Raw genomic sequence first — 15,876 nt, 5'->3', positions numbered from 1 at the left:
CTCGATCGGCGTGGACGGCGCCCGGAACTCCCGCGTCTCGAACTCAGGTTCCGGCAGGGCTTTACGGTCCAGCTTGCCGTTGACATTCAACGGCAGCGCGTCGAGCTCCACGAACGCCGTGGGCACCATGTACGAAGGCAACTGCTGCGCCAGTTCGGACTGGATACGAGCCGCATCCACCTGGGCAGCGGCGGCTGCCGGAACAACGTAGCCGACGAGACGGTCGCCGGTCTTCGGGTCCGACTTCGCGACCACAGCCGCCTGCGCGACCTCCGGCAGAGCAAGGAGCGCGGCTTCGATCTCGCCCAGCTCGATACGGAAACCACGAATCTTGACCTGGAAATCGGTACGACCCCGATACTCCAGCCCACCGTCACGATTCCAGGCGACCAGGTCACCCGTGCGATACATCCGCTCACCCGGAGTGAACGGATCGGCCACGAACCGATCCGCACTCAGATCCGCGCGACCGAAATACCCGTGCGCCAACTGCACACCGGCCAGATACAACTCACCCGACACACCATCCGGAACCGGACGCAACCGTCCATCGAGTACGTACACCCGCGAATTCCACTGCGGCGCACCGATCGGCACGGAAATCTCATCGGCAACCGTCACCCGATGCGTCGTGATCGACACCGCGGCCTCGGTCGGACCGTAGAGGTTGAACAATCCGGTACCCGGATTGTCGGCAAGCATCCGCTGCGCGGTCGCCGCCGGCAACGCCTCACCGATGGCCAGCACCCGGCGCAACGACGGAGACATACCCCCGTCACCGACCAGCAGGGCATCCAGCATCGACGGAACCACCGTCAAGGTGGTCACACCTTCGCGGGCCATCAATTCGTTGAGGTAGGACGGATCGCGATGGCCGTCCGCGGAGGCGATGACCATCCGGCCACCACACACCGCCGCGGTCCAGAACTCCCACACCGACAGGTCGAACGTGGCCGCGGTCTTCAGCAGAATCGCGTCCGAGGCGTCCATCGCGAATTCGGCGCGGATATACCGCAGCTGGTTCGCGATCGCCGAGTGCGGCACCGCCACACCCTTCGGGCGGCCCGTCGAACCCGACGTGAAGATCACGTACGCCGTGTTCCACGCCCGCAACGGCGATACTCGCTCGATATCCGGCACCGCGGCGGTATCGAATCCGCCAAGATCCAGATCGTCGAGCGCCACAACCGGCGCACTGCCGGTCTCGAATCCGCTCTCGGCATTCGTCAGCACACATACCGGTGCCGCGGTCTCCAGAATGTAGTCACTGCGCTCAGCAGGCTGATCGGGATCGACCGGCACATAGGCGCCACCGGCCACCGTCACCGCATACATCGCGACCACGAGATCCACCGACCGCCGCAACGCCAACGCGACCCGAACCTCAGGACCCACACCCTGACCGATCAGGTACCGAGCCAAACCGTTGACCCGCGCCCCCAACTCGGCATAGGCGATCCGGGTTCCATCGGCAGCCACCAACGCCGCGGAATCCGCACCCGCCGCGACGGAATCGTCGAGCAGTGACACCAGCGTCTGCGACGAATCCAGTTCCCGGGCAGTCGAATTACGCTCCGTCAGCGCAGCCCGCTCTGCGGGAGCCAGCAGATCGAGATCGCCCACGGCCACCGACGGCTCCGCCACGAGTTCACGCAGCAAGCGCACGAACCGGTCCACGAAGCCCTGCGCGGTAGCACGATCGAACAACGCGGTGGCGTAGGTGAGCGCGCCGGTGATACCGGCGGGCGCGCCCGACGTTTCGTAGTCGTCACCGATGATCAGATGCAGGTCGAACTGGGAGATCCCCGTATCGATATCGACACCCGACACCGTCAGACCGGGCAGTTCCAGACTCGACTGCGCCAGGTTCTGGAACGAGAAACCGACCTGGAACAACGGATGCCGAGCCGTCGAACGAACCGGATTCAGCACCTCCACCAAACGCTCGAACGGCACATCCGCATGCGCAAACGCCTGCAGATCCACCTCACGCTGCCGCGCCAGCAAATCGGTGAACGCCTCACCCTGAGCCAACCGGGTCCGGAACACCAAGGTGTTCACGAACATACCGATCAGATCATCCAGCGCCTGCTCACCACGACCCGCGATCGGCGTACCGATCGTGATGTCGTCCGTGCCCGACAGACGCGACAGCAGCACGGCGAACGCGGTATGCGCCACCATGAACAGCGTCGCGCCCTGGCGCTGCGCCAACCGCTGCAAACCGGCATGGATCTCGGCATCGATCTCGACCGCGACCCGGCCACCGTTATAGGACTGCACCGCCGGACGCGGACGATCGGCCGGCAGGTCGAGCTGATCCGGGATCCCGGCCAATGCCGACTCCCAGTACCCGATCTGCTTCGCCGCCAGCGATTCCGGATCGGTTTCCGCGCCCAGCAACTCCCGCTGCCAGATACTGAAATCGGCGTACTGCAGACGCAACGGCGCCCAGCCCGGCGCCTCACCCGCGATCCGGGCGGCATACGCGGTCATCAGATCGCGCGTCATCGGCACCACAGAGGAGCCGTCACCGGAAATATGGTGCATCACCAGGGCCAGCACGAACTCACCGGGCGAGCCTGCGGTATCGCCGCCGGCCCCGTCGGTCGCGATCGTTTCCGGGGCGTCTGCCGTCCCGACCCGGAACAGCGCCACCCGCAACGGCACCTCGGCGGTCACATCGAAACCGGCCGACGCCAGTTCCGCCACGGCCGCAACGACATCGCCAGCGGCCACCGACCGCACGGCGAGCTCGGGAACGGCCTGCCCCACCGGTAGGACAACCTGCACCGGACCGGATTCGGTCTCCGGATACACCGTGCGCAGTACCTCGTGCCGCGCCACCAGATCCGCGACGGCCGCCCGCAGGGCGTCCACATCGAGTTCACCGGACAACCGGATCGCCAGCGGAATGTGATACGCCGCCGAATTTTCGTCGAAGCGGTTCAGGAACCACATCCGCTGTTGCGCCGGCGACAACGGCACCGCGTCCTGGACCTCACCCGATTCGGTGACCCGCGTCGGCCGCGGCTGCGGAGCCAACGCCGCCCGCCCGCCGGTTCCGGCGTGCTGTTCGACCCGCACCGCCAAACCGGCGACAGTGGAGGCCTCGAACAGCGCCCGCACCGGCACCGTGGTGTCCAGCGCCGCCCCCAGCCGGGCCGCGACCTGGGTCGCGATCAGCGAGTTACCACCCAGTTCGAAGAAATCGTCGTCCGCGCCGACCCGGTCGATCTCGAGCACCTCGGCATAGACCCCGGCCACGATCTCCTCGATCGGAGTCGACGGCGCGCGGAACTCCCGGGCCTCGAATACCGGCTCCGGCAGCGCCTTGCGATCCAGCTTCCCGGAGGCGTTCAACGGGAACTCGTCGAGCGCCACGAAAGCGGCCGGAACCATATAGGCAGGGAGCCGGTCGGACAACTGCGTGCGCAGCTCATCGGTGTCCAGGATCGTGTCCCGGGCAGGCACCACATAGCCCACGAGCCGGTCACCGATAGTCGGATCGGACTTCGCCACGACGACCGCGCGCGCCACCGCGGCATGTTCGGTGAGGGCCGCCTCGATCTCGCCGAGCTCGATGCGCTGACCGCGCACCTTCACCTGGAAATCGGAACGTCCCACGTAGACGAGCTCGCCGGTGCCGGTCCACCGCACGACATCGCCGGTGCGGTACATGCGCTGTCCGGTACCGAACGGATCGGCGACGAACCGGTCCGCACTCAGATCCGGACGCCCGGCGTAGCCGCGGGCCACCTGCGCGCCCGCCAGATACAACTCACCCGCGACACCCGCCGGAACCGGCCGCAACCGCGAATCCAGCACGTACACCTGCGCGTTCCACACCGGGCCACCGATGGGAACCGCACCGGAAACACGATCGGCCACCGCGGCGTGCGTGGCGTGCACCGCGAACTCCGTGGGGCCGTACAGGTTGTACAGCGCCACATCGGTCACCCGGCGCACGGCCGCGACCACATCACCGGTGAAGGCCTCACCGGCCACGAACAGCATCCGCAGCGAGGCCAGCGCACCCGGATCGGCGGCGGCGCTCTCGGCGAACACCGACAGCATCGACGGGACGAACGAGGTCGCCGTGACGCGCTGTTCGGCGATCACGGAGGCGAGATAGACCGGGTCGCGGTGGCCGTCGGGTTCGGCGACCAGCATCCGGGCACCGACAGTCAACGGCGCGAGCAACTCCCACAGCGAGACGTCGAAGGTCGCGGGGGTCTTGAACAGCACCACATCGTCACGGGAAATTCCGTATTCGCCGACGATCCAGGCGATCTGGTTGGCGATCGCCGCATGCGATACCGCCACACCCTTCGGCCGGCCGGTCGAACCGGACGTGAAGATCACGTATGCCACATTTTCGGCCCGCAGCGGCGCCAACCGGTCGGCATCGGTGACAGTCGAGGCGTCGTAACCACTGATATCGAGTGCGTCCAGAGTCAGCGCCGGTGCACCCGCAACCGCTTCCGCCCCGACCGCGTCGAGATCCGCGACGGTCGTCAGCACGCACTCTGGATCCGCGGTGTCCAGAATGTGCCGGATCCGCTCACCCGGATGGGTCGGATCCAGCGGCACATACGCGCCGCCCGCGGCGAGGACGGCATACATACCGACCACGAAATCCAGCGACCGCGACACCAGCAGCCCGACCAGCGATTCCGGGCCCACCCCCTGCGCGATCAACCGCCGCGCCAACCGGTTGACCCGTGCGTCCAGCTCCGCGTACGTGACCTCGACACCATCGGCGGTCACCGCCACGCGCTCCGGGAACTCGGCGACCGCCCGGGTGAACCCGTCGAGCGCCAGTGTTTCCGGCACCGTGTGCTCGGTCGCGTTCCAGTCCGCCAGCACCCGTGTCCGCTCGGCCGGTGCCAGAATCTCCAGCTCCCCGACCGGGGTCGCGGGATTCGCGAGGACCTCGGCCAGCAGGCGGGTGAACCGGTCGACAAAGCCCTGTGCGGTGGCGTGATCGAACAGATCGGTAGCGTAGGTCAGGATACCGGTCACACCCGCGGGCTCGCCTGCGGCGTCGTAGCTGTCGCCGACCAGCACATGCAGATCGAACTGCGAAACCTCGGTATCCACCTCGACACCGGAAACCACCAGACCCGGCAGCTCCAGCCGCGACTGCCCCATGTTCTGGAAGGTGAATCCCACCTGGAACAGCGGGTGCCGCGCCTGCGACCGCGCCGGGTTGAGCACCTCCACCAGACGCTCGAACGGCACATCCGCGTGCGCGAACGCCTGCAGGTCGACTTCCCGCTGACGGGACAGCAGATCGGTGAACGCCTCCCCGCGTTCCACCTGGGTCCGGAACACCAGGGTGTTCACGAACATACCGATCAGATCGTCGAGTGCCCGCTCACCGCGACCCGCCACCGGGGTACCGATCGTGATGTCATCCGTACCCGACAACCGCGACAGCAGCACCGCGAAGGCCGTATGCACCACCATGAACAGGGTCGCGCCGCGCTGCTGCGCCAACTGCTGCAGACCGGCGTGGGTTTCGGCGTCGATCGCTACCTCGACCCGGCCGCCCTGATAGGACTGCACCGCCGGGCGCGGACGATCCGCCGGCAGGTCCAGCTGGTCCGGGATCCCGGCCAGCGCCGACTGCCAGTATCCGAGCTGTTCGGCCGCAACCGATTCCGGGTCGTTCTCGTCGCCGAGCAGTTCACGCTGCCAGAGCGCGTAATCGGCGTACTGCACCGGAAGCGGGGCCCAGCCCGGCGTCTCCCCCGCGGTCCGCGCGGAATAGGCGATCATCACATCGCGGGTCAACGGCCCCACCGAGGAGCCGTCACCGGCGATATGGTGCACCACCATGGCCAGGACGAATTCGTCCGCAGCACCGTCGATATCGAACAGCGCCACCCGCAGCGGCACCTCGGCCGTCACATCGAAACCGGCCGACGCCAGCTCGGCCACGGCCGTGACGATCGCCGAATCGGCGACCGACCGCACCTCGAGCTGCGGTATCGCCTGCCCCACCGGCAGCACCACCTGCACCGGACCGGTTTCGGTCTCCGGATACACGGTCCGCAGCACCTCGTGCCGCAGTACGAGATCGGCGAGCGCTTCCCGCAGGGCGTCCACATCGAGCGCACCCGAGAGACGGATGGCGAACGGCAGGTTGTACGCGGCCGAGGCCCGGTCGAAGCGGTTGAGGAACCACATCCGCTGCTGCGCCGACGACAGCGGCACCCGCTCCGGCCGCGGCCCCGCCACGAGCGCCTTACGGGTCCCCGTACCGGCCTGCTCCTGAATCCGCGCGGCCACCGCGGCCACCGTGGAGGCTTCGAACAGCACCCGCACCGGCACCTGCGCATCCAGCGCCTGCCCTACCCGGGCGGCAACCTGGGTCGCGATCAGCGAGTTACCGCCGAGGGCGAAGAAATCGTCATCGGCACCGACCCGCTGCACTCCGAGGACATCGGCGAACACGCCGGCGACGATCTCCTCGATCGGAGTCGACGGCGCACGGAACTCACGCGTCTCGAACTCGGGTTCCGGCAACGCCTTACGATCCAGCTTGCCGGAAGTGTTCAACGGGAAGGCGTCGAGTTCGACGACGGCCGCTGGGACCATATAGGTCGGCAGGACCTCACGGAGCGTATCCAGCAGGACCCCGGAGACGATTCGTTCTCCCGGCGCCGGCACCACGTAGGCGACCAGCTGCTCGCCCAGCTGCGAGGCGGCGACCGTGACGACCGCCTGGCTGATCTGCGGCTGCGCCAGAACCGCCGACTCGATCTCCCCCAGCTCGATCCGCTGACCACGGAACTTCACCTGGAAATCCGTACGACCCAGATACTCCAGCACCGGTTCACCGTCGACGCGCTGCCACCGCACGAGATCACCGGTGCGATACATCCGCGCACCCGGATCGAACGGGCTCGCCACAAAACGATCGGAACTCAGATCCGGACGCGTCACATACCCGCGAGCCAACTGATCACCAGCAAGATACAACTCACCCGTGACACCCTCGGGCACCGGACGCAACCGCGAATCCAACACATACACACGGCTGTTCCACTGCGGCACACCGATCGGCACGCTCGCGGTTTCCTCGCCGGTGGCCTGCCAATAGGTGATCGACACCGCGGCCTCGGTCGGACCGTAAAGGTTATGCACCGCAGCATCGGAGATCGCGTGCATCGCGGTCACGGTTTCCGGCGGCAGGGCTTCACCGATCACGAACACATGCTCGAGACTCGGAATCGACCCGGCGGCCGTATGCGCGGCGAACACGGTCAGCATCGACGGAACGAAATCCGTGACCGTGACCTGCTGCTCGGCAATCACCCGCGCCAAATACTCAGGGTCGCGATGACCATCGGGAGTAGCCACCACCAGGTGAGCACCCGCGGCCAGCGGGAGGAAGTAACCCCACAGCGACACATCGAAGGTAGTCGCGGTCTTCTGCAGATACACATCCGATGCGCTCATCGGATACTGCGCCAGCATCCACGCGACCTGGTTCGCGATCGCCGAATGCGGCACCGCGACGCCCTTCGGGCGACCCGTGGAACCGGAGGTGAAGATGACGTAGGCAGTGTTCGACGGCCGCACCGGCGCGAGCCGCTCGGCATCCGTCACCGGTGCGGCATCGAAACCACTGGTATCGAGAGTGTCCAACGCCAGCACCGGAACACCTGCGATCTCCACCGGCGTGCCACCGTCGGCCACACCACTATCGGAGCCCGCTGTCACCGCCCGCGCGTCGGCCGTGGTGGAAAGCAGGCACACCGGTTCCGCGGTGTCGAGGATGTAACCGATCCGCTCGGCCGGGTGTGCGGGGTCCAGCGGCACATACGCGCCACCGGCCGCCACGACCGCATACATGCCGACCACAAGATCCACCGACCGGGAAACCAGCAACCCGACCAACGACTCCGGACCCACACCCTGCGCGATCAAATGCCGCGCCAGCCGGTTCACCCGATCGGAGAACTCGCCGTAGGACAGACTTGTCCCCTCGAACGACACCGCCACGCGGTCCGGGTGCGCCGCCGCCATCCGCTCGAACCCGTCGAGCAGCAACTGCTCGGGCAGCGCATGCTCGGTCGAGTTCCAGTCGGCCAGCACCTCCATACGTTCGACCGGCGCCAGGATCTCCAGATCTCCCACCGGGACACCCGGGGTCGTCACGACCGCGTCCAGCAACCGCATGAACCGATCGGCGAACGATGCGGCCGTCGCGGGATCGAACAGGTCGCGGGAGAACGACAGTTCGCCCTGCATCGGGGAATTCGTATCCTCGCCCATACCGCGGAAATTGAGCGAGAGGTCGAACTTCTCCAGCCCGATCTCGAAATCGACCGGGGCGACCCGCAGCTCCGGCAGTTCGAAGGTGCGGTCCGGCAGGTTCTCGAACGACAACGCCACCTGGAAGAACGGGTGCCGGGCCTGGGAGCGGGTGGGGTTGAGGACCTCTACGAGCCGTTCGAACGGCACATCGGCGTGCGCGAACGCCTGCAGGTCCGTATTGCGGACCGTGGCGAGCAGTTCGGCGAAACTCATCCCGCCCTGGACCTGAGTCCGCAGGACCAGCGTGTTGACGAACATGCCGACCAGGTTCTCCAGCGCGGCCTCACCACGGCCGGCGACGGGAGTACCGACGGCGATATCGGATTCGCCGGTCAGCCGGGCCAGCAGCGCGGCCAGCACACTGTGCACCACCATGAACGGTGAGGCGTTGTGCCGGCGGCCGAGGTCGGCGATCCGGCGCCGCATCTCCGGCTCGATCACGAAGGAATGGGTACCGCCCGCATACGACGACACCGCGGGCCGCGGACGGTCGGCGGGCAGGGCCAGTTCGTCCGGCAGTCCGGCCAGTTCCTGTTTCCAGTACCGGATCTGATCGGAGATCAGCGATTGCGGATCGTCTTCGGAACCCAGTACTTCGCGCTGCCAGAGCGCGTAATCCGCGTACTGCACCGGAAGATTCACCCAGGCCGGCGATTCCCAGCTGATGCGGGCCGCGTAGGCGACCATCACATCCCGCGCCAGCGGTCCCATCGACCAGCCGTCGGCGGAGATATGGTGCACCACCATACCGAGCACGTACTCGGTATCGCTGATTTCGAAAAGCCGCGCATGCAGCGGCACTTCGCCGGTGACGTCGAACGCCATCGTCGCCAGATCGATCAGGTGATCGATCAGTTTGTCCTCACGGATCCGGAACGGCGTCAGGTCCGGAACGACCTGCGCCGCATCCAGAATCACCTGGACAGGCGTCTGACCGGTTTCCGGGAACACGGTGCGCAGGGATTCGTGCCGGTCGATCACATCGATGATCGCGACCTGCAACGCCGCCACATCGAGTTCACCGGACATCCGGATGGCGACCGGGATGTTGTTGACCGCCGATTCGGTGTCGTAGCGGTTGAGGAACCACATCCGCTGCTGGGCCAGCGACAGCGGGATATCGCCGTCACGGCTGCGGGCGACCAGCGCCTGCCGCGCACCTTCACCGACATGGGATTCGATCCGCGCCGCGAGCGCCATCACCGTGGACGCCTCGAACAGGGTGCGCACCGGCACCCGGGTATCCAGGGCGGCGCCGAGCCGCGCCGCGACCTGGGTCGCGATCAGCGAGTTGCCGCCGAGTTCGAAGAAATCGTCGTCGAGACCGACCCGGTCGACGCCGAGGACCTCGGCGAAAACATCCGCGACGATCTCCTCGATCGGCGTGACGGGCGCGCGGAACGCCTGGGTCTGGAACTGCGGGACCGGCAGCGCCTTGCGATCCAGCTTCCCGGCCGGGGTCAGCGGGATCTCGTCGAGCACCATGATCGAGGACGGCACCATGTACGCGGGCAGCCGATCCTGGATATGCGCCGTCACCGCGGGCACGTCGATCGAATCACCCGGTGCGGCAACGACATACGACACCAGTGTCATCGCGCCGGAGACGTTCTCGTGGCCGATGGTCACGGCGAAGTCGACGGCGCGGTGGGAAGTCAGCGCGGCATCGATCTCGCCGAGTTCGATGCGGAACCCGCGGACCTTCACCTGGAAGTCGTTGCGGCCCACATATTCGACGGTCAGCGCCCCGGAACCGTCACGCCGCCAGCGCACGACGTCACCGGTCCGGTACAACCGGTCCCCGGCGATACCGAACGGGTCCGCGACGAACCGGCCGGCGGTCAGCGCGGGCCGGGCGTGGTAGCCGCGGGCCAGCTGGATACCGCCGAGATACAGTTCGCCGATAACCCCCTCCGGCACCGGGTCCAGCCCGCGGTCCAGCACCAGCGCCCGCATACCCCGTACCGGGCCGCCGATGGTGACCGGTTCGCCGGCGCGCAGCGGGCCGCTGATATTGGTGGCGATGGTGGCCTCGGTCGGGCCGTAGGCGTTGAACAGCCGGCGCCCCGTGGTGGCCGCCCAGCGGCCCGCGAGGTCCGCCGGAATCGCTTCACCGCCGGTGATGACGACGCGCACATCGTCCATCGCGTCGAGATCCAGGGACGCCAGCACCGAGGGGGTGAGGAAGGCGTGCGTCACCCCGGTCGTCTCGATGAGATCGGCCAGTTCCGCGCCGCCGAACATCATCTGCGGCACGATGACCATGGTGCCGGCCGCACCGACGGCCAGCAGCAGTTCCAGCACCGAGGCGTCGAACGACGGCGAGGCGAAGGCCAGTGCGCGGGTGGACGTATCGAGTCCGAATCGCTGCACCTGCTCGGCGGCGAAGTTGCGCACACCGGCGTGGGTGACCGCGACACCCTTCGGCAGACCGGTCGAACCGGAGGTGTAGATCATGTACGCCGTGTTCGCGGTGCGCAACGGCGCCCGCCGATCGGCGTCGGTGATCGCATCCGCCGAACTCGCCATGACCTCCGCGGCGAGTTCGGGATCGTCGAGGCTGATCCAGCCGCCGGACAATTCCGGCAGTTCCGGTAGTTCGTAGTCCTCGGTGAGTCCGAACGCGGCACCCGAATCGGTGACCATATGGATGATGCGGTCGGCCGGATAGGCCGGATCCACCGGGACCAGCACCGCACCGGATTTGACGATCGCCCACAACGCCAGCTGGTACCGCCACGAACGACCCAGCGCCAGCGCGACCGAGACCTCCGGCCCGGCCCCGCGTTCGATGAGCACCCGCGCCAGCTGGTTCGACGCGGAGTCCAGCTCGGCGTAGGTATAGGACTCGTCGTCGGCGACCACCGCGATACCGTCGGGATTGGTGACCGCCGCCGCGGCGAGCAGACCCGCCAGCGTATCCGGATGTTCGGCCGGTCCACCGGCGCAGGCGGTGAGTTCGGCGCGCTCGTCGGGGTGCAGCAGTTCGATGGCGCCGACCCGGGTGTGCGGATCGTCGACGATCACGTCGAGCAACCGCTGCCAGCGGGTGACGAACGACCGGACCGTGGACTCGTCGAACAGGTCGGTGGCGTAGGAGAGGACCAGGTCCATACCCGCCGGTTCACCGCGGCTGCCACGTTTTTCGGTAACGGTCCAGACGAGATCGAATTTGGCGATCGCGAGTTCGATCTCCGCGGCGCTGATCGACAGCCCGGGGATCTCCAGATCGGCGTGCGATATCTCCTGGAACGACAGCATCACCTGCACCAGCGGCTGCCGGGCCTGCGAGCGGGCCGGGTTCAGCACCTCGACCAGCCGCTCGAACGGGACATCGGCGTGCGCGAAGGCGGCGAGGTCGGCTTCCCGGGTGCTGTCGAGGAATTCGGTGAACGGACGGGTGCCGTCCACGTCCGAACGCAACACCAGGGTGTTGACGAACATACCGATCAGATCGTCGAGCGCCTGTTCCCCGCGGCCGGCCACCGGCGTGCCGACGGCGATATCACCGGTTCCGGACAGCCGCGACAGCAGCACCGCCAGCGCGGCGTGCAGCACCATGAACAACGTCGACCCGTTGCCCCGGGCCAGATCCGACAGACGTTCGTGCAGTTCGGCATCGATGGCGAAATGGTGTTGCGCACCACGGAAACCCTGCACCGCCGGGCGCGGCCGATCGATCGGCAGATCCAGCTGGTCGGGCAACCCGGCCAGCGTTTCCCGCCAGAAGCCGATCTGCCGGGCCGCCATGGATTCCGGATCGTCCTCGCGCCCCAGCAGTTCCCGCTGCCAGACGCTGTAATCCCGGTACTGCACCGGCAGCGGCGCCCAGGACGGCTCCGCGCCCGTCGCGCGCGCTACGTAGGCCGCGGCGACATCGCGGGACAGCGGGCCGAAGGAGAAACCGTCGGCCGAAATATGGTGCACCACAATGGCGACCGCATGTTCGGGCGTGCCGTTGGACCGGCCGCCGGCCACCTCGTAGACCCGCACCCGGATGGGTAGTTCCCGGGTGACATCGAAACCGGTGGCGGCGAATTCGGCCAGCGCGTCCGGCAGCCGGTCGGCGTCGATCCGCTCGACCCGGATCCCCAGATCGACGTCGTCCATCGGCAGCACCAGCTGATAACCGCCGTCCCCGGATTCCGGGAAAATGGTCCGCAGCGACTGCTGCCGTTCGATCACATCGTCGAGGGCGGCGGTGAGCGCCGCGACATCGGCGTGGCCGCGCAGCCGGATCACGAACGGCAGGTTGTAGGTGGGCGCGGCGGGGTCGAACTGGTTGATGAACCACATCCGCTGCTGCGCCGGCGACAGCGGCACCCGATCGGGCAGCGCCCGGGCCACCAGCGGCGGCCGGGATTCGCGCGACTCGCCCGAGGTGGCGATTTCGACACGCGCCGCCAGACCGGCCACGGTGGGGGTTTCGAACAGCGCCCGCACCCCGATACGAATCCCGAACGCGGCGCTGATCCGCGCGACGACCTGGGTCGCGACCAGCGAGTTACCGCCGAGATCGAAGAAGCTGTCGTCGGCACCGACCACCTGCTGGCCCAGGATATCGGCGAAGATCCCGGCCACGACATGTTCGGTCTGGGTGCGCGGGGCGCGGAAACCGGCCACATCGGCGCTGAACACCGGTTCGGGTAGCGCCTTGCGATCCAGCTTCCCGCTGGTGTTGAGCGGGAGCGCGTCCAGCACCAGGATCGCGGCCGGGACCATATAGGACGGCAGCTTCTCGCCGAGGAACCGGGTGAGTTCGACCGGTTCGACGGTATGCCCGGGTGCGGGTACGACATAGGCGGCCAGTTGCTGACCGGTGGCGGTATCGACCACCAGCACCACGGCCTGACTCACCGCCGGATGGGCGAGCAGATCGGTTTCGATCTCGCCGAGTTCGATGCGCTGACCGCGGAATTTCACCTGGAAGTCGGTCCGGCCGAGGTATTCGAGGACCCCGTCAGCGCGCCAGCGCACCAAGTCGCCGGTGCGGTACATCCGGTCCCCCGGCGCACCCAGCGGGTCGGCGACGAAACGGTCGGCGCTCAGGTCCGGACGGCCCAGATAGCCGCGGGCCAGCTGCCGGCCCGACAGATACAGCTCACCCGGTGCGCCGACGGCCGCCGGCCGCAAGCGCGCGTCGAGTACCTGGACCCCGACATTCCACTCGGGCACACCGATCGGCACCGAGACGGTATCTGCGGTAGTGGCCTCCCAGTAGGTCACCGACACCGCGGCCTCGGTGGGGCCGTACAGGTTGTGCAGGCCGGCGCCGGAGATCGCCTTCATCGCCGCGACCGTTTCCGGCGGCAACGCCTCACCGATCACGAATACCGCGCGCAGCGAAGCGATCTGCTCGGGGTCGGCGTAGGAGGCGAACACCGTCAGCATGGACGGGACGAAATCGGTGACGGTCACCCCGTGCCGGGCAATGGTTTCGGCGACATAGGCCGGGTCGCGGTGGCCGTCCGGGGTCGCGACGATCAGGGTGGCGCCCGACATCAACGGCAGGAAATAACCCCACAGCGAGACGTCGAAAGTGGTGGCGGTCTTCTGCAGGTAGACATCGTCGGCGGTGAAACCGTAGGTGTCCAGCATCCATAGCTGCTGGTTGACGATGGCGTGATGGCTCACGGCGACACCCTTGGGGCGGCCGGTCGAACCCGAGGTGTAGATGACGTATGCGGTGTTGTCCGGGCGCAGCGGGGCGAGCCGGTCGGCATCGGTGAGCGGTGCGTCGGAGAATCCGGCGGTATCCAGGGTGTCGACGGCCAGCGACCGCACCGATTCGGGCAGTTCCGCCTGGTCCGCGGTGACCGTCAGCACGCAGACCGGCGCCGCGCTCTCCAGGATGTAGGCGGTGCGCTCCGCCGGATGGTCCGGGTCGATCGGGACATAGGCGCCGCCCGCGCGCAGCACGGCGTGCATCGCCACGGCCAGTTCGACCGATCGGCGCATCCCGAGCGCGACCAGCGATTCCGGGCCCACACCGTCGGCGATGAGGTACCGGGCCAGCCGGTTGACCCGCGCGCCGAACTCGGCGTAGGTCAGACCTGTCCCCTCGAATTCGACCGCGAGGTTGTCCGGGGTACGCGCGATCTGCGCGTCCAGCAGCGCGGGCAGCGTGGTGTCCGGGACCTCGTGCGCCGCATCGTTCCAGGTCTCGACGGTTGCGGTGCGTTCGGCGGCGGTGGTGATCGCGAGCTGCCACACCGGCTCGTCGGCCTCGGCCGCCAGGAACCGCTCGAAGAATTCGAGGAACCGGGTGTGGTGGCGGCCGGCCTCTTCCTCGGTGTAGAGGTTGGGGTTGGTTTCGAAGTCGATATGGCTGCGGGTGCCGCCGATCGACTGATAGAAGTTGACGCCCAGATCCTCGATACTGCCGGTGGACAGCACATGCAGGCTGCCGACGCTGTCACCGAGGCGCAGTTCGTCCTGGAACAGCATGATATTGACCCACGGCCCGAAGAATTCCGTGGTCACCACGCCACCGCCGGCGGAGTCGCGGCGGATGTCCTCGTGCCGGTAGCGCTGATGCCGCAACGCCCCGGACACCTCGAGCTGCACCTGGCGGCGCAGATCGGCGATCGTGGTCTCGGCGCCGATATGCAGCCGCAGCGGGACGATATTGGACGAGACGCCGCCGGAGCGGCGCATGAGAGCGGTGGTGCGCGCAGTCACCGGCAAGCTGAGGATGACATCCTCGGCGCCGTTCCATTGCGCCAGGTAGGCCGCGAACGCGGCGATCAGTTCCTGGGCGGGTGAGGATTCGTAGCGGCGCACCGCCTCGTCGAGCGCGGCGTTCTGGTCATCGGTGAGCGGCCCCTGGACCACACCGTTGCGGGCGGCCGGGGCGGCCGAACGCCCGGCCAGGCTGGTGCCCGCCTCGAGTCCCGCGACCCGTTCGGCCCAGTACTCCTTATCGGTGCGGAAGCGGTTGCTCTCGCGGTAGGCGATCTCCTGGTCGTACAGGGTGCGCAGCTGCGCGGCCTTGGACGGCGCGGGCTCCACACCCGCCCGGTAGGCCGTGTACAGCTCGGCCATCCGGTTCATCATGTTCATGGCGCCGTAGCCGTCAATCACGATGTGGTGCGCGCGCACATACCAGTACCAGTGGTTTTCGCCCAGCTGCAGGGCGGCGGCACGGATGAGGCGGTCGGTGGTCAGATCCAGCGGGCGGCCGTACTCGTCGCGCATCCACTCCCGGGCGGCGGCGACCGGATCGGCGGCGGTACGCAGGTCCACGTAGCGGACCTCGTCCTCGAGGCTGTGGTCGACGAACTGCAGCGGTTCCCCGTCGCGTTCGACGATACGAAGCAGGCCCGACCCCAGTTCGTGGGAGGCGTCCAAACTGGCCCGGGTCAGGGTGTCGACGTCGAGCTCACCGTGCAGCTCGACGTACTGGGCGATATTGACCGGCACCTGTGGGTCGACATGCTGCGCGTACCAGATACCCAGCTGTGCAGGCGACAGGGGGAACAGATCCCCGTCGGCGGTTGCCGAACCACTGTTCGTACCGTTCCCGCCGTTGTCCAGCCGGTCCAA

General features: G+C 67.6%; 1 protein-coding gene (only partly in view). It reads right to left on the bottom strand.

From position 1 onward, the window contains the following. Nucleotides 1-15,876, bottom strand: the 5' end (the start) of a protein-coding gene (locus ACFWPH_RS16070) for a non-ribosomal peptide synthase/polyketide synthase (RefSeq protein ID WP_378751594.1). The gene continues 40,863 nt to the left of window position 1, outside the view; only the first 15,876 of its 56,739 coding nucleotides appear in the window; the start codon lies at nucleotides 15,874-15,876; the stop codon falls past the left edge of the window.

This window comes from Nocardia sp. NPDC058499, from assembly GCF_042719915.1.
GTDB lineage: Bacteria > Actinomycetota > Actinomycetes > Mycobacteriales > Mycobacteriaceae > Nocardia.
This window is presented reverse-complemented; position numbering and strand designations above follow the sequence as displayed.